Here is a 15,438-nt window from a genome sequence, read left to right on the forward strand (position 1 = left end):
CCCAGCATCGTGAGCGTGAAGGGTGCGACGTTCGGCGAGGTGTTCGCCGTCAGGGAGTTCAAGGTGATCTTCGGCAGCTTCGTGCTGCTGATCGCCGGGGACGGGATCAAGATGCTGGCCCTGTCCGTGCTGGTGTACGAGCGGACCGGGTCGCCGGGGCTGTCGGCCGCGGCGTACATGGCCGGGTGGCTGCCGTTCTTCCTGGGCGGGCTGTTCCTGCTCTCCCTGGCCGACCGGCTGTCGCCGCGGGCGCTGATGATCGCGGGGGAGCTGATCAGGGCGGTCACCTGCCTGCTGCTGGCCTACGCCGGGCTGCCCGTGTGGGGCATGCTGGCCCTGGTGGTGGCCACGGGGCTGTTCTCGCCGGTGTTCTTCGCGGCGCGGGCTGCGATGTTGCCCGAGGTGCTGCCGGGCGACGCGTTCGTGCTGGGACGGTCGGTCCTGAACGTGGCCTCGGCCGGGGCGCAGATCGTGGGGCTGGCCGCCGGGGGCGCCTTCCTGACCTTCGCCGGGCCGCCGGGGGCGCTGGCGGTCACGGCCGGGCTGTCGGTGGTGGCGGCGCTGGTGCTGCGGTTCGGGCTGCCGTACCGGGCGGCGCGCAAGGCCGCCGACCAGGGGGCGGTGCGGCAGACGCTGCAGGTCAACCGGCGGCTGCTGGCCGACGGGCGGGTGCGCGGGCTGCTCCTGGCCGGGTGGCTGCCCTGCGTGTGCCTGGCGGGCGCGGAGGCCATGGTGGTGCCCTACCTGGGCGGGCAGGGGCAGGCCGGGGTGGTGCTGGCCGCGGCGGCGGGCGGCATGGCGGTCGGCGAGTTCGTGGTGGGGCGGTTCGCGGCGCCCGCGCTGCGGGAGCGGCTGTCGATGCCGCTGGCGGTGCTGCTGGGGGTGCCGTGGCTGGGGTTCGCCGCCTCTCCGGGGATCGGCTGGGCGGCCGCGCTGGCGGCGGTGGGGGCGGCCGGGCTGGCGTACCAGCTCGGGTTGCAGCGGCGGTTCGTGGACGCGGTGCCCGAGGACGTGCGCGGGCAGGCGTTCGGGCTGCAGTCGGCGGGGCTGATGACCGGGCAGGCGGTGGGGGCGGCGCTGATCGGAGGGCTGGGCGAGGTGATCGCGCCGGGGCAGGCCATCGCCGTGTCGGGCGCGGCGGGGATCCTGGTCGCGCTCGCGCTGGCGCGCGTGCTGCGGCCCGCGCCGGACCACGTCGCGGCTGCGCCTCCGGCGGCTCCTGGAGACGGGGCTAGCCCTCGGCAGGAAGCTCGCCGGAGCCGCGGGGGATGAGCCGTACCGGGAGTTCGAGATGCTCGGACGGGCCGCCGTCGCCGCGCAGGCGGCGGAACAGCAGCTCGGCCGAGACCCGCCCCATCCAGGACGGATCCTGCGCCACCACGCTCACCCCCGGCCTGAGCAGATCGGCCAGCTCGAAGTCGTCGAACCCGACCAGCGCCACCCGCCGCCCGTCCAGAGCCCGCAGCGCGGTCACGGTGTGGCGGCCGTTGCCGGTGAACAGCGCCGTCGGCGGATCGTCCAGGGCGAACATGCGCGCCAGGTCCTCGCGGGCGGCCTCCATCGCGGGCGGCCGCATCGACACCAGCCGCTCGTCGAACAGCCCGCCCAGCTCCTCGCGGTAGCCGCGCAGCCGCTGGGCGGCCGTGAAGATGGCCGGGTCGTCGCCGAGGAAGGCGATCCGGCGATGGCCGTGCGTCATGAGGTGGCGGACCGCCTGCCCGGCCCCGCCCACGTTGTCGGTGAGCACCGTGTCCACGTCGATCCCCGCACCCGGCGGCCGGTCGGCGAACACCACCGGCGTGCCGGCCTCCAGCTCGGGCCGCAGGTACGTGTGGTCGTCGCCCGCCGGCACCATGATCAGCCCGTCCACCCGGCGCGCGCAGAACGTCTCGACCAGCTCCCGCTCCCTGCCCGGCTCCTCCCCGGACGAGCCGCTCAGCAACAGGCAGCCGTGGTCGATGACCACACCCTCCACGGCCCTGCTCAGCCCCGAGTAGAACGGGTCGGCGACGTCCTCGATGACCAGCCCGATCGTGGCGGTCCTGCCCCTGCGCAGCACCCGTGCGCTCTCGTTGCGGCTGTAACCCAGCCGGTCGATGGCCGCGCGCACCCGCTCGGCCGTGGCGGGGTGCACGCCGGGCTCGCCGTTCACGACGCGCGAGACGGTCTTGAGCGCCACGCCCGCCGCCGAGGCGACGTCCTTCATCGTCGGTCTCACGCCTGGATCATGTCTCATGCGGGAGGGGCAGACAACGTTGTCAAGGCGTTGTGCGAGAGTGGTCCTCTATGTCGTTGAGATCCGCCTTGCTCGTGGCCGGGTTCGCCCTGGCCGCGCTCAACCTCCGCCCGGCCATCGCGGGCGTCTCCCCCCTCCTCGACGAGATCATGAACGACGTCGGCCTCTCGCCCGCGGGCGGCGGCGCGATCACCACGGTCATGGTGGTCTGCCTGGGCGTGTTCGGGCCGCTCACGCCGCTGCTCGCGCGCCGGATCGGGCTCGACCGCACGCTGATGGCGGGCCTGCTGGTCATCGCCGCGGGCGTCGCGCTGCGCGGCCTGGACGGCGCGCCCATGCTCTACCTCGGCTCGGCCCTGGCCGCCACCGCCATCGCCGTCATGAACGTCTCCATGCCCGGCGTCGTCAAGCAGCACTTCCCCACCCGGGTCAACCTCCTGACCGGCGTCTACGTCTCCTGCGTGGTGGCCGGCGCCGCGGCCGCCTCCGCCCTGGTCATCCCGATCGAGCACGCCACCGGCTACGACTGGCGCGGCGTCTCGGCCCTGCTCGCCGTGCCCGCCCTGCTGGCGGCGCTGCTCTGGCTCCCTCAGGCGCTGCGCGGCCGGGCGGACGGGCAGAACGGGCCGCGACCGTTCGGCACCGTGCTGCGCAGCCGCGTCACCTGGTACGTCACCGCCCTCATGGGCCTGCAGTCGCTCACCTTCTACGTCATGCTGGCCTGGCTGCCGACGATCTTCCTGGAGGCCGGCCTGGCCGCCGACCAGGCCGGTTACCTGCTCAGCCTGACCAACGCGGTGCAGGTCGCCACCTCGCTGGCCGTCCCCGTCCTGGCCGGCCGGCGCGCCTCGCAGGTCCCGTACGTGGTCGGGGCCGGCGTGCTGACCGTCCTCGGCTATCTGGGCATCCTGCTGGCCCCGACCACCCTGCCGTGGCTGTGGATGATCGTGCTCGGCATCGGGCAGGGGGCCTCGTTCGCGCTGGCGCTGCTGATCATCGCGCTGCGCCCGTCGGATCCCGCCGAGGTGACGGCGCTGTCGGCCGTGGCGCAGTCCGTGGGGTACGTGATCGCGGCCCTGGGGCCGCTGCTGTTCGGGTTCCTGCGGCAGGTCTCGGGCGGGTGGACGGTGCCGCTGCTGGCGGGGCTGGGAGTGCTCGCGGGGCAGATCCTGGCGGGCTGGTTCGCCGGACGCCCTGCTACGTTGAGCAGAGCCGACCCCTAGACCCTCCAGGAGTTGCAGCGTGCTGACCGAGACGCTCCAGCGGATGGCCGACGGGCGGGGCGGGGTGCTCGGGGTGGAGCCCGGCCTCGTCATCGAGCCCGACGAGAGCTGGACCCCGGTGCGCGAGCTGCTTCGGCAGCCGTACACGCTGCTCACGCACCTGGTGGACGAGACGGCCGCGCGCTGGAACGCGCCACGGCACGTCGGCGCGGCGCTGTTCTGGAAGACCTACGGCTACTGGCACACGCTGCCCATGGTGCTCGGGTGGGCGCTGGACGGGCGGGTGCCGGTCATGCGGGCGGCGCGGACGTACTTCAAGGTGTCCGGCGCCGGGGTGACGCTCGGGGCCACGCGCGTGAGCTGGGCCTCCGGCGCCGGCGCGATCCGCGAGGCGCTGGAGGAGTCGCAGCGGCCCCTCGTCGAGGCCATCGGCTCCCTGGCCAAGGTGGGCGAGCGCACGTTGTGGGGCTCCACGGCCGAGGCCGTCGCCCACCCGCTGACCTCGGTCGTCCCCGGCGACTACATGAGGCTGCTCAGGGAGCTCGGGCCGCCGCTCGACGGGCTCGTGGAGCCCGCCGGCGACGGCTACTTCCGCAGGACCTGCTGCCTGTGGATCGCGCTGCCCGACGTGGAGCCCTGCGGGAGCTGCTGCGTGCTCAGGCCACGGAGCCGACCGGCTCGGGGCTGATCGCCGTCGCGCCCGCGGGCTCGGGGGCGACGGGCTCGGGCCCGCTGTCCATCGGCCGCAGCTCGTCGGCGTAGCTCACCGAGACCCGGCGCATGACGCCGGTGCCGTCGATCGAGTACTGGCCCAGCCGCCACAACGGCGGCGAGTACGCGTGGATGGACACGCTGTGCTCCACCGCGCCGGTGAGCCGGTGGATGTGGTCGGGCCCGAACGAGAACGACTGCCCCTCGGGCACCACCGTCTCCAGGTGCTCGCCGCCGATGCGCGGGTTGCACTCCTTCAGCGCGCCCTGGACCACGTGCACGGCTCCCGAGGAGATGTCGTGGTCGTGCCAGCCCGTGTCGTCCTCGGGGCGCCAGCACAGCAGCCAGACGTCCACGTACGCGTCGCGGTAGAGCGAGGCGTAGTGACGGCCGCCGTCGGCCGGGAAGTCCACCTGGTCGTGCCACTCCTCAGGGTGGGCGGCCAGCTCGTTCACCAGGTCGCGCAGCTCGCGCCGGTCGAGCACGCGCTCGGGGAGCCTGGCACAGGTGCCCCCGTCCTGGATCTGCTCAGTGTTCACGTACGAGTCTCCTTTCCGCTGATGAGGCGACGGGGGTTGACGACCTTGATGGCGTGGTCGGCGGCCGCGCCGAGGCCGGGTTCCGGTGCTCTGGCATAGGGGGCGTCGGAGCCGTTGACGACGACGTCGATGCCCAGCTCGCGCACGATCGCGTCGATGGCGCGCGGGCCGTACGAGGAGGTCTCCACGAAGAAGTCCGGGTCGACCAGGCCGCGCCCGCCGCCGCCCCGGGCGATCAGGCGCTCGGAGTGCAGCGGCGCCAGGCCCGCGAGCAGCGCGAAGCACACTCGCAGGCGCGGGTGCCTGGGGCGGACGACGGCGTGGAAGTAGTGCCACGACGCGTGCATCTGCTGCACGTACGGCACCAGCGCGGGCCACCACGGCGGCGTGGCGGGCGCGTGCGCGTGGCGCGGGAACGGCGGGGTGCCGATCGCCGGCCCGGCCGGGCCCGGGTGCACGAACAGCGGCAGGTCGCGGCCGGTCAGCACCTCCAGCAGCTCGTCGTCGGGCGCGGCCGTGGCCGGGATCTGCAGCCCCGCGAACCCGCGGTCGAGATCCTTGGCCAGGCGGTCGGGGTCGGGCTCGCTGTGGCAGGTGGCCGCCCACGCCCCGTAGGGCTCGCCCAGCGCGAGGGCGCCGTCGTGGTAGGCGTCGAGCAGTGGCCAGCACTCCTCGGGCGGCAGGAACTCGATGCCGAGCGGGCTCGACAGCGACACCAGCGCCAGCTCCAGCCCGGTGGTGTCGCGCCGCTCGTGATCGGCGGGATCCACCTCGTACGGCGGCTCGCCGTCGAGGATCAGCGTCCAGCCGTCGAGGTACGGAGGGGTGTCGCGGGCGCGCAGGGCCTCGACGAACGCGCTCGTCCACAGGTGCTGGTGCACGTCGACAGTCACCGGCGGCCGCCTCCTTCCGCTATTTCCTACTCACAATACATGTAAACATCCTGTACTGCGACGTCCCTAGCGTGAACCGTTTCAGTGATACGGTTCAGTGAACCGCTTCACTTAGCCCTTGTCAACGGGCGGCGGGGCCGGTGATCGGCACGCCGGCGGCCTGGAGCGCGGCCAGGTCGCGCTCGACCGTCCTGGTGCTCACGCCGGTCCGCTCGGCGAGGGAGCGCGCCGTGAGCTTGCGCGGCGCGGTGGCCCGCAACTCCTCGATCAGGCGGTGCCGGCGTTCGACCCGGGGAACGACGGGGTGCGGGCTGGTGAGCACGGATTCACGGTATGACGGCAAACCTGACAAATCGATGACAGGGAATCTGCTTCTGTCGGTGTCACGCAATAGGCTGGCGGAATGCCTCGCAAGAGAGCGACCATCCGTGAGGTGGCCCAGGCCACAGGCCTGTCCCCGGCGGCCGTCTCCTACGCGCTACGCGGCCTTCAGGTGTCGGAGGAGACCATGGAGCGGGTCCGCGCCGCCGCCGCCGAGCTCGGCTACGAGGCCGATCCCATCGCCAGGGCGCTGGCCAGCGGTCGCACCGGCATGATCGGCCTGCTGTGCGGCTCGCTGGAGGATCTCTGGCAGCAGTCGCTGGCGGTCGGCATCAGCAGGGGGCTGCGGGAGAAAGACCGCTACGCCCTCATCCTCGACGCGTTCGGCGATCCCGCCAGGGAGCGGGCCCTGGCCCAGCAGCTTCGCGACCAGCGGGTCGACGGCATGATCGTCCAGCCGATCGACCCGGCCGCCGGGTTCTGGCCCGAGCTGTGCGAGTCGCTGCCGGTGGTGGCGATCGGCGACTCGATCGCGGGCACGGCCGGCGAGGTCGTCTTCGACAACCGCAGCGGGGTGACGCTCGCCCTCGAGCACCTGCGCACGCTCGGCCACCGCCGCGTCGCCGTGCTCACCTCGACCCAGGCCAGCACGCCCGACCGGCCCGCCGACGTGCACGTCATGGCCGAGGCCGACCGGCTGGGGCTGGACATCGAGGTCGCCACCGCCCCGCACGGGCTGGCGGGGGCCACCGCGGCCGCCCACGAGCTGCTCGGCGGCGACAAGCCGAGCGCCGTGTTCTGCTTCGCCGACTCGATCGCCTACGGCGTGTACGCGGCGGCGCAGGAGCTGGGGCTGTCCATCCCGGGCGACGTGTCCGTCATGGGTTACGACGATCATCCGATGTCGGGGCTGCTGTCACCGGGGCTCACGACCGTCGACTGGGACATCGACGGGATCGTGCGGGCGGCGGTGCGGCTCATCTCGGCGGCGGCCGACGGCGGGGCCCGGCGGCGGCGCGTCATGCAGAGACCGACGCTCAGGGAGCGCGGGTCGGTCGCCCGGGTGCCCTGAGATCCCGCCGGTGTCGTGAGGGCGGGCCGGGGGATGCCGTTAGCCGGGTGACAGAGCGCGGCGGGAGTCCTCCAGGTCCGCCGTGAGCGGGCGGTCGGGCGCCGGGGCGTGCAGGGCGCGGAGGGCGGCGGTGCGTTCGCAGGCCAGGACGATCTCCAGCGGCTCGACGCAGCGCAGGGCGTGCCGGGCGGCCTGGGTGGCGAACCCCGCGTGGTCCTCCACGCCGCGCGAGATCGTCGCCGTGCCCGTGGTCACCGGGTTGGCCAGGTGGCGCAGGCCGGCCAGGGCGTCCTGGGCCACGTACTCGAGGATCAGCGCGCCCGAGGCGCCCGGCCGGTCGGCGAGGAACGGCAGGCGGGCGGTGTAGGCCGGGTCCATGAGCGTGGCCAGGCGGGCGATGCTGAGCTGGGCCGTCTGCACGAGCGCGGCCCGCAGCGCGTCGAGCGCCAGGGCCACGGGGGCGGAGTGGAAGTTGCCGTTGTGCCAGGCGAGGGAGGCGGCGAAGAGCGGGTTCTCGGTGGCCGCGTTGAGGTCGGTCTCGATCGTGGCGACGGCCCGGCCGAGGATGTCGAGGGCGGCGCCGTGCACCTGGGCGAAGGCGCGGAAGCCGTACGGGTCCTGGACCCGGGGGGTGGGCTCGTGGGCGAGCAGGCCGCGCAGCCGGGCGGCCACGGCGGCCTGGCCCGGTTGCGGGCGGGCCTCCTGCACGACGGCGGCCAGCGGCTCGGCCGAGGCGTCCACGGCGGTGAACGACAGCACGGCCACGTCCATGGCCGCGTCGAGGAGATGGCCGAGACGGTGACAGGCGAGGGCGGCGTCGGCGAGGGTGGCGGCGCCCGAGCTGATGAACGGCAGCGCGTCGTCCGAGGTGAGGGGATGGCGGGGAGCGCCCTGGAACGCCGTGGGGGAGGCGTCCGCGGGCGGCGCCGGGTCGTGGCGCCAGGGGAGCTCGCCCAGGAGGCACAGGGCCGTGGTGGCCAGGGCGGTCAGGTCGCCGGTGCCGATGGCGCCGTACGTGTGCAGGGGCGGGGTGTAGCCGTGGTTGATCGCGCGCGCCAGCGCCAGGCACACGGCCGGGTCCACGCCGGAGCCGCCCGAGAGGAGCTGGTTGAGCCGGACCACCAGCATGGCCCTGGCACGGGCGGGCGGGACGGGCGGCCCGGCGGCGATCGCGTGGCTGCGCAGGAGGTCGAGGCCCGCGCCCGCCACCACGACGTCGCGGTTGGCGCCCACGCCGGTGCTCCTGCCGTACACGGGGCCGGTCAGCTCCCTGGCGGTGGCCCACGCGGCCCGGGCGCGATCGAGGGAGGCGATCGTGACCCGGGCCCCGCCGTACGCGGCCTCGTGGACCTGCGCGCAGGTCAGGCCGGCGCCGTCGAGCTCCACGGGGAGGGTCAGTCCTTGTCGGGGATGAGCAGGCCGAGCAGCCAGCTCACCAGGCTGACGATGACCGCGCCCCAGAACGCCGCCGGGTAGAAGTTGTCCACGTGGAACGGGATGTCGAGCTCGCCGGCGATCCAGCTCGTCAGGTAGAGCATGGCCGCGTTGATCACGAGGAGGAACAGGCCCAGGGTCAGCACGATCACCGCGCAGCCGAGTGCCTTCACGATGGGCTTGACGATGGCGTTGACGATGCCGAAGATCAGCGCCACGAGCAGCAGGACGCCCCAGTACCTGGCCGAGTTGGTGGGAGCGTCGACGTCGATGCCGTCGATGAACTGGATGGCCACCCAGAGTGCCACCGCGGCGGCGAGGGTTCTGATGATGAATCTCACGCTGATTGATCCTCCCACTTGAGATCGGCGCTCGATAGAGGGCGCAGTCACAACGATGCCCGGCCGTCACTGTGCGTAGTCCCGGTTATCGGCGCGCCAACCGGGGAACAGGCGTGCAGGGGAGGAAGCGAAATGGACGCGAACGGGCTCGAGTCGCTGCCGGCCGACGAGTTGCACGAGCGAGCGGTGCGGTATGCCGTACGGCATGGGGACCTGGGGTTCCTGTGGGAGCTGCTGAAGGTGATCCCGGCCGCCGAGGCCGCCAGCGGTCACGCCAACGAGACCGCCAACGACCTCAGCAAGGTCTCCGCGCTGCTCAGCGACGCCATCGCGGCGGGCGAGGGCAAGCTGGGCGAGGCCTTGCGGCCGGTGTACCTCGACTACCTGCGCAAGCATCCCGACGCCTGAGCCGGGGCCCCGGCCAGGCGGGGCCAGGCAGGACCCAGGGCCGGACAGGGCCCGGGCCGGACAGGCTCAGGGCCAAGGTCAGGCAGGGCCGGGTGTGGCCGCGCCGGGGCCGGGGTGTGGCCCGGGCCGAGGCGGGTCAGCCGGCGAGGCGGGCCTGGGGGCAGCTGTGGCCGAGGAAGCCGGGCGTGGTGAGCTCCTGGCCGTCCCGGGTGACGATCATCGTCTCGTACGGCCCCGACTCCGCGAGGTCGGCGGCGAAGCGGCGACCCCTGGCGGGCCCCATGGCGTAGATGGCGGTGGCGTAGCCGTCGGCCATGCCGAGGTCAGGGCCGATCACGGTGACCGAGCCGAGCCCCTCGGCGACCTGCCCCGTGTGCGGGTCGACGACGGACGAGCCGCCCGAGGTGGCGATGCCCAGGTCGTGGGCGAAGACGACCTTGCGGACGACGTCGGTGCGCGGGTCGCGGATGCCCACGCGCCAGCGCCTGCCCGGCGCGGAGGAGCCGCGCACCCTGACGTCGTTGCCCGCGGTGATGCGGTGGTCGCCGGCCCCGGCGTTGGACAGGGCCCGCGACAGGCGCTCCAGCGCCCAGCCCTTGATGTAGCCCGACGGGTCGATCACGCCGCCGATGCGGGGCTCGAACCAGCCGCCGGTGGCCTCGCTGAGCTCGTCGCAGCGGTGCAGGACCTCGATGAGCTCCGGGACCTGCCTGATCGTCCCGCCGCGGTTGAGCCGGGCGATCTGGCTGTCGGGGCCGGCCGGGCCGAAGGTGTCGTCCACCCACCTCAGCCAGGCGAACGCGTCATCGAGCAGGGGGGTCAGCTCACGAGCAGGCAGTGCCGTGCGGATGTCCACGCTGACCGGCCTGCCCATGATCATCTCGACACGGGCGCTGCCGGGGAACGTCGTCGCGGACCGGGCGATCTGAGAAGTCGTCACCTTGCCTCCTTGTCCTGGTATCCACGCTGTCAGGTGAGGCGTATGGTGAGCCTAAACCTTTTGCCCTGATTTGAAATGAATCTGTGACTTGGGGATGGCAAGGCGTGACAACGCGCCCCCCACGTACCGCTTGAACCGCCGCGGACCCGCCACGACCACCTCGCGCTCGGCGATGTCGGGGATCTCGCGGCTCAGGCCGGAGGCGCTCACACGCTCCTTGACCCGCGGGTCGTGCTCGTCGCCCACCACGAGGATGAGGCCGTAACTCCGCTCCAGGTCGCGCAGCTCGTCGGTGGCGCGCTCGGCGCGGTAGACGGCCACGGTGTCCGTCGCGCCGGCCAGGCGCTCGCGTAGCGAGCCCGGGTCGAGCCCGGTCGCGATCAGCAGGGCCGGCCTCGTGCCGTGGGGAACCCGGTGACTCCAGACGGCCATCACCGCCGCCATGGCGTAGAGCAGCAGCGAGCCCACCCGGCTCAGGCTGGTCACGTGGGCGGTGGAGCTGAACTGGTGCGCCACCAGCAGCGCGCCCGCGAGGTAGCCGCCGAGCCGCAGGCGCTGCCTGGCCTCCTCGGTGCGCAGGTAGTCGGCGGCCTTGACGCTGAGGAAGCCCAGCGCCACGAGCAGCGCCGCCGCCGTGACAGCGGCGGGGGACCAGGGGTAACCGAAACCAGGCCCGATCGCGCCGAACTCGGCCACCGCGACCCCGCTCCAGAAGAGGATCGGGCCCTGACGAACATTCACCTCGCTAGCCATGACCTCACGATGCTGAACGAACATTAAAGGTTCCTGAGTAGGGTCTGAAACATGGCTAACGTACGTGTCGAGCGGACTGAAGAGGGCGGATTCCGGGCCACCAACGCCCGTGGTGCCGAGGTGCTCATCGGAGGCGGTGACGAGGACGGGGTGTTCACCCCCGTCGAGTTGCTGCTGGCGGCGGTGGGCGGGTGCAACATCGTGACCGTCGAGCCGCTCACCGCCAAGCGCGGGCATCGGCTGGTGCGGCTGGCGATGACGGTGCAGGCGGAGAAGGTCGAGCAGAACAAGCTGGGCCCGGTGACGATCACGTACGACGTGGAGCTGCCGTCCGAGGAGGCCGACGAGGTGTTCAGGGCGGTGGCCGGTCGGGTGCACGAGAAGTACTGCACGGTGAGCCGGTCGCTGGAGGAGGGCACTGAGGTGCGGTTGGAGCTTCCGTAGGCGGATAAGACAGATATTCGACCCCGTTATGACGCGAGCGTTGCATTCGTCTCGGTAGCGTTGTAGCAGGTCAGGAGCTCAGGCGACTGGCCGGAGGACCTTCACCGATGCGGACGCGGAGGGGGACCGCGGTTCGCAAGTGCGGGACCGCCGGCGCTTTTGGGGGAAAGCGCCGGCCTGGACCGCCAGTGATCGGGCCGGGCAGCTTTGGGGGAACTGCCCGGCCCGATCCATGCGTATCCTCCGGTTACGTGAAGAAAGTTCTCATCGACTGCGACCCCGGCATCGACGACGCCCTCGCCCTCGCCCTGGCGGCCGGATCCGCCGACTCCCTCGACCTCGTCGGCGTCACCACCGTCGGCGGCAACGTCGATCTGGAGCTGACCACCGCGAACGCGCTGGCGCTGCGCGACTTCCTCCACCTGGGCGACGTGCCCGTGACGCCGGGCAGCGCGGGCGCGCTGCTGCGCCGCACGGTCAGGGCCACCGCCGTGCACGGCACCACCGGGCTCGGGGACGTGGTGCTGCCCACGCCGGCGCGGGGCCCGTCCGAGGGGCACGCGGTCGACTTCATCGTGGAGACGCTCAGGGCCGCCCCCGGCGAGATCACGCTGGTGGCCGTGGGCCCGCTGTCGAACCTCGCCCTCGCCGTACGCCGCGAGCCGCGCGTCGTGGAGTGGGCCCGCGACCTGGTCATCATGGGCGGCTCCTACACCCGCGGCAACCACAACCCGGCGGCCGAGTTCAACATGCTGGCCGACCCCGAGGCGGCGGCGATCGTGTTCGAGGCCGGGTGGACGGTCACGATGCTCGGGCTCGACGTGACGCTGAAGGCCGTGGTCAACTCCGGGGTGCTGGACCGGATGCGGCCGCTCGGCCGGCTGGCCGACCTGCTGGTGCCGGCCGCGCAGTTCTACGGGGCGGTGACGGCGGAGGGCGGCCCGGCCATCCACGACGCGTGCGCGGTGGCGTACGTGCTCGATCCGACGCTGTTCACCTGCGTGCCGGCCGTGGTGAACGTGGAGACCGCCGGGGAGTTCACCCGGGGCATGACCGTGACCGACTTCAGGGTGGCGGGCCGCGAGACGAACGCGCTGGTGGCGACGTCCGTGGACGTGCCCGCGTTCTGGGACCTGGTGATCGGGGCGTACGAGAAGCTGGCCACCCGGCTGGGGTGACCCGGCGCGACCACTGCCCGGCGGCTGATAGAGTTTCCCTTGTTGCGCCGCTAGCTCAGTTGGTCAGAGCAGCTGACTCTTAATCAGCGGGTCCGGGGTTCGAGTCCCTGGCGGCGCACCACCACTGACAAGGGCACCGTCCGGCGACGGTGCCCTTCGTCGTTCCGCTCAGGCGGGCCGCTCGTCCACGCCGACGGCCCCGACCCCGCTGGTGAAGATGCCGCCGCAGTAACCCTGCGACTGCCCGTAGCCGCCCGGCGGGAGCGTCACCCACTCGCCCACCACGTCGGGCGCCCTGCCGCAGACCACCACGGCCCGGAAGATCCACGTCTGGCCCGTGGGGTTGCTGCAGGCGGCGATGCCGAGGTCGTTGTCGTTGGCGTGCACGTAGGTGTCGCACCGCAGCACCGTGGCCGCCGCCGACGCCGAGGTCGGCAGCCCCGCCGACGTGAGCGCGAAGGCCGCTCCGGTCGCCGCCGCCGCGATGTGTGATCTTGCGATCATTGCCCCTCCCGAAGTCACTGTGCGTGGTCGAGCGTACGCAAGAAGTGGCGACGGGAAAAGCGGATTACGACTCCTGGAGCCGGCGGATCATCGCCTGCTTGGCCGTGGCGAACTCCTCGTCCGTGAGCACCCCCGAGTGATGTAACCGGCCCAGCTCGGCCAGGCGGCGCAGGACCGCGTCGTGCACGTCGTCGGCGACCGGCGGGGGAGCGGCTGGGGGCAGCTCGGGCTGCTCGTTCGGCAGGCGGGCCAGCACGGCGGCGGCGACCAGGGCCGTCGCGCCGCCGAAGCGCTGGATGCCCCAGGACACGCAGCGCAGGTCCTTCTGCGGCGGCCTGGCGCTCGGCGCCTCGCCCTTGATCCGGAACCGCAGCGTGCCGTGCCCCATGCCGGACTGCGGCTTCCACTCCACGCCGGACACATCGGACAGCGGGAACTCCTGCGGGCCCGCCTTCTCCTTCTCCGAGCTCGCCCATCCGGTCCACTCCAGCCGGACGCGCTCGCCGTCGAAGAGCACCGCGCCGTCGCCGGCCGTGGCCGAGATCGGCACGTCAGGAACGGGCAGGAGGTAGTCGTCGCAGGGGCCGCCCGGCGTCTGGTGGACGGCCATGGTGTCGCGGATCTCGTCGGCGAAGTATTCGGCCGCGCCCGCCCGGGCCTTCGGCACGGCCAGCCGGTACGGGTCGGCGGGCGGCCCCAGCGCCCCGGCGGCCACGTCGAACAGCGCGTCAGCCCCCTTGCGCAGCCGCAGGCGGAGGTGGCCGCCCTTGCGCGCGGGCTCGAAGGCCACGCCGGCGATCGCCTCCAGCGGCACGCGCACCTCGCCCAGTGCCCGGCGCAGCTCCTCGATGTCCTTGTCGCTGCCGGGGACGATCCGCAGCATTTCCCCATTGAACGTCCATGACCCGTCTGGGACAGCGATCTCGGCCATATTCTCAGCCTAGGACACGCTCGCGGCACCACCCATGCGAAGGAGCGGGATGCAGATCTTCACGAGCTGGCCGTCCTGGGCGCACGCGGAAGGCCCGCTGACCCGGGCGCTCCCGGCGTCCACCGTGGCCTCCCTGCGCGACGCTGTCGCGTTCGCCCGGCGCATGCACGGGGTGCAGCAGCGGCCGACCGGCAGGCCGTACGTCGAGCACCTGCTGGAGGCGCTGGAGGTGGCGGTCGTCGGCGCGGAGCTGAGCGACCGGGAGGTGCTGGTGGCCACCGTGCTGCACGACGTGCTGGAGGACACGCCGTGCACCGAGGGCGAGGTCGCGCGGCGCTTCGGACCCGAGGTCGCCGCGCTCGTGCGGTGGGTGACCAAGCCGGGTGGCGGCTCGAAGGCCGACTACCTGGCCTCGCTGCTCAAGGCGCCGCCGCGGGCCGTGCTGGTGAAGCTGTCGGACCGGGTCAGCAACGTGCAGGAGCTGCAGCGGATGGCGTGGCGGTTCCAGCGGCGCTACTACCTGGAGACCGTGGCGCACATCATGCCGCTGGCCGGGGCGCACCCGTGGTTCGCGCAGTGGTTCGGCGAGTGGCGGGGGAGGTGGCGGCGCGTCGAGCGCTGGCCCGCCTCCTGAGCGGCCGCGTTCCGCCCGCGCCGGTCTCCTGAGCGCCCACGTCATGCCCGCGCCGGTCTCCTGAGCGCCCGCCTCCTGGACGTGCCCGCCTCCTGGATCAGCCGCCGATCCTGGCCGTGCGGTTGCGTACGCCCTCGAAGTGCGCGTGCACGGCGGCCACGGCGGCGTCCGTGTCGCCCTTGAGCACGGCGGTGTAGATGTCGCGGTGCCGCCTGGCCACGTCGGCGGGCGGCTCGTCGGGAGCGCCGAGGGCGTCGCGGAGCTGGTAGTAGACGTCCCAGAACGCGCCGAGGAGCCGGCTGACCAGGGGATTGCCGAGCGGCCGGTAGAGGACGTCGTGGAAGAGGCGGTCGGTCTCGGGGGAGACCAGCCCTGCCTGGGCCTCGCCCTCCATCCGGGCCATGACGTCGGCGACCGGCGTCAGGTCCACCTCGGGGCCCAGCTCGATCAGCCGCTGGACGAGGCCGCTCTCCAGGATCTCGCGGATCTCGACCAGGTGGGCGAGGTGGTTGGCGCCGTTCTGGAGGGTGATGCGGCTGTGGAAGGTGAGCTCGTCCACCAGCCCGGCCAGGGACATGCGGCCGACGAACATGCCGAAGCCGTGGCGGATCTCCACGATGCCCACCGCCTGCAGGGCCTTCAGCGCCTCCCGGACCGAGTTGCGGCTGACCCGGAGCTCCTCCATGAGCTCCGACTCGGTGGGGAGGGAGTCGCCCGCCACCAGCCCGCGTCTGACGATGAGGTCCTTGACGCCCTCCTGGGCCTCGACGGCGCGGCTGGGGCGCGCCGGACGCGGGACTGTGGTCATGAAGAATCCTTTCATCACAGGTAACAATCCGGAAATCTTCCGTTGACCTCAAGCCTGGGTGGCAATTA

At 72.8% G+C, this 15,438-nt stretch carries 19 protein-coding genes and 1 tRNA gene; 9 read left to right on the forward strand and 11 right to left on the reverse strand.

The genetic code is table 11. The features are described from left to right. Window positions 1-15 precede the first annotated feature (15 nt). The gene (locus tag HD597_RS60045) at window positions 16-1,272 is read left to right on the forward strand and encodes an MFS transporter (RefSeq protein WP_253758028.1); all 1,257 of its coding nucleotides are present in this window, start codon (window positions 16-18) and stop codon (window positions 1,270-1,272) included. Here HD597_RS60045 and HD597_RS60050 read toward each other — a convergent pair. Further along, the gene (locus HD597_RS60050; protein ID WP_372513610.1) at window positions 1,232-2,218 is read right to left on the reverse strand and encodes a LacI family DNA-binding transcriptional regulator; all 987 of its coding nucleotides are present in this window, start codon (window positions 2,216-2,218) and stop codon (window positions 1,232-1,234) included. The two genes, HD597_RS60045 and HD597_RS60050, sit on opposite strands and share 41 nt — an antisense overlap. A 68-nt stretch (window positions 2,219-2,286) precedes the next feature. On the opposite strand from HD597_RS60050, the gene HD597_RS60055 reads away from it, so the two are divergent. Together HD597_RS60055 and HD597_RS60060 are read left to right on the forward strand one after the other, a co-directional pair. After that, window positions 2,287-3,459, forward strand: a complete 1,173-nt coding sequence (locus HD597_RS60055) for a CynX/NimT family MFS transporter (RefSeq protein ID WP_253758030.1) — start codon at window positions 2,287-2,289, stop codon at window positions 3,457-3,459. A gap of 19 nt (window positions 3,460-3,478) precedes the next feature. After that, window positions 3,479-4,147 (forward strand): hypothetical protein, encoded by a 669-nt coding sequence (locus HD597_RS60060; protein WP_253758032.1) that lies wholly within the window; start codon window positions 3,479-3,481, stop codon window positions 4,145-4,147. Here HD597_RS60060 and HD597_RS60065 read toward each other — a convergent pair. The 3 genes from HD597_RS60065 to HD597_RS60075 all read right to left on the reverse strand — a co-directional run bounded on the left by HD597_RS60065 (window position 4,116) and on the right by HD597_RS60075 (window position 5,924). Continuing rightward, entirely contained in the window at window positions 4,116-4,709 is a 594-nt protein-coding gene (locus HD597_RS60065) for a cysteine dioxygenase (RefSeq protein ID WP_253758034.1), read from the reverse strand. The two genes, HD597_RS60060 and HD597_RS60065, sit on opposite strands and share 32 nt — an antisense overlap. Beyond that, the gene (locus tag HD597_RS60070; RefSeq protein WP_253758036.1) at window positions 4,706-5,602 is read right to left on the reverse strand and encodes an amidohydrolase family protein; all 897 of its coding nucleotides are present in this window, start codon (window positions 5,600-5,602) and stop codon (window positions 4,706-4,708) included. The genes HD597_RS60065 and HD597_RS60070 overlap by 4 nt, the downstream gene beginning before the upstream one ends. A gap of 121 nt (window positions 5,603-5,723) precedes the next feature. Next, window positions 5,724-5,924, reverse strand: coding sequence for an HTH domain-containing protein (locus HD597_RS60075; RefSeq protein WP_253758038.1), 201 nt, complete (start codon window positions 5,922-5,924; stop codon window positions 5,724-5,726). 81 nt (window positions 5,925-6,005) lie between these two features. Between HD597_RS60075 and HD597_RS60080 the strand changes: the two genes are divergently transcribed. Continuing rightward, a complete protein-coding gene (locus HD597_RS60080) occupies window positions 6,006-6,995 on the forward strand; it encodes a LacI family DNA-binding transcriptional regulator (protein ID WP_253758040.1) in 990 nt (329 codons plus the stop codon). A 39-nt stretch (window positions 6,996-7,034) separates the two neighbouring features. Here the strand turns inward: HD597_RS60080 and HD597_RS60085 are convergent, their stop codons facing one another. Continuing rightward, a complete protein-coding gene (locus HD597_RS60085; protein ID WP_253758042.1) occupies window positions 7,035-8,381 on the reverse strand; it encodes an aromatic amino acid lyase in 1,347 nt (448 codons plus the stop codon). A gap of 8 nt (window positions 8,382-8,389) precedes the next feature. Further along, window positions 8,390-8,770: a phage holin family protein gene (locus tag HD597_RS60090; RefSeq protein WP_253758044.1), complete on the reverse strand. Its 381-nt coding sequence runs from the start codon at window positions 8,768-8,770 to the stop codon at window positions 8,390-8,392. A 132-nt stretch (window positions 8,771-8,902) separates the two neighbouring features. Here HD597_RS60090 and HD597_RS60095 point away from each other — a divergent pair, with 132 nt between their 5' ends. Further along, window positions 8,903-9,178: a hypothetical protein gene (locus HD597_RS60095; RefSeq protein ID WP_253758046.1), complete on the forward strand. Its 276-nt coding sequence runs from the start codon at window positions 8,903-8,905 to the stop codon at window positions 9,176-9,178. 136 nt (window positions 9,179-9,314) lie between these two features. On the opposite strand, the gene HD597_RS60100 is transcribed toward HD597_RS60095, so the two are convergent. Further along, window positions 9,315-10,118 (reverse strand): FAD:protein FMN transferase, encoded by an 804-nt coding sequence (locus HD597_RS60100; protein ID WP_253758048.1) that lies wholly within the window; start codon window positions 10,116-10,118, stop codon window positions 9,315-9,317. 51 nt (window positions 10,119-10,169) lie between these two features. Continuing rightward, window positions 10,170-10,871, reverse strand: coding sequence for a ferredoxin reductase domain-containing protein (locus HD597_RS60105; protein WP_253758050.1), 702 nt, complete (start codon window positions 10,869-10,871; stop codon window positions 10,170-10,172). Between the two features lie 51 nt (window positions 10,872-10,922). On the opposite strand from HD597_RS60105, the gene HD597_RS60110 reads away from it, so the two are divergent. The 3 genes from HD597_RS60110 to HD597_RS60120 all read left to right on the forward strand — a co-directional run bounded on the left by HD597_RS60110 (window position 10,923) and on the right by HD597_RS60120 (window position 12,614). Continuing rightward, window positions 10,923-11,315: an OsmC family protein gene (locus HD597_RS60110; protein WP_253758052.1), complete on the forward strand. Its 393-nt coding sequence runs from the start codon at window positions 10,923-10,925 to the stop codon at window positions 11,313-11,315. Window positions 11,316-11,566: 251 nt separating this feature from the next. Continuing rightward, window positions 11,567-12,493, forward strand: coding sequence for a nucleoside hydrolase (locus HD597_RS60115; RefSeq protein ID WP_253758054.1), 927 nt, complete (start codon window positions 11,567-11,569; stop codon window positions 12,491-12,493). Window positions 12,494-12,537: 44 nt separating this feature from the next. Beyond that, window positions 12,538-12,614, forward strand: a tRNA-Lys gene (locus tag HD597_RS60120). A 47-nt stretch (window positions 12,615-12,661) separates the two neighbouring features. Here HD597_RS60120 and HD597_RS60125 read toward each other — a convergent pair. After that, window positions 12,662-12,997 (reverse strand): hypothetical protein, encoded by a 336-nt coding sequence (locus tag HD597_RS60125; protein WP_253758056.1) that lies wholly within the window; start codon window positions 12,995-12,997, stop codon window positions 12,662-12,664. A 64-nt stretch (window positions 12,998-13,061) separates the two neighbouring features. Beyond that, window positions 13,062-13,928 (reverse strand): DUF4429 domain-containing protein, encoded by an 867-nt coding sequence (locus HD597_RS60130; protein ID WP_276083307.1) that lies wholly within the window; start codon window positions 13,926-13,928, stop codon window positions 13,062-13,064. A 49-nt stretch (window positions 13,929-13,977) separates the two neighbouring features. On the opposite strand from HD597_RS60130, the gene HD597_RS60135 reads away from it, so the two are divergent. Continuing rightward, window positions 13,978-14,562: an HD domain-containing protein gene (locus tag HD597_RS60135; protein ID WP_253758060.1), complete on the forward strand. Its 585-nt coding sequence runs from the start codon at window positions 13,978-13,980 to the stop codon at window positions 14,560-14,562. A 97-nt stretch (window positions 14,563-14,659) separates the two neighbouring features. Here HD597_RS60135 and HD597_RS60140 read toward each other — a convergent pair whose 3' ends face one another. Beyond that, complete coding sequence (locus HD597_RS60140) at window positions 14,660-15,370, reverse strand: FadR/GntR family transcriptional regulator (protein ID WP_253758062.1); 711 nt, start codon at window positions 15,368-15,370, stop codon at window positions 14,660-14,662. Window positions 15,371-15,438: the final 68 nt, after the last annotated feature.

Origin of the sequence: Nonomuraea thailandensis, from assembly GCF_024172165.1 — a bacterium.
GTDB classification, from domain to species: Bacteria; Actinomycetota; Actinomycetes; order Streptosporangiales; family Streptosporangiaceae; genus Nonomuraea; species Nonomuraea thailandensis.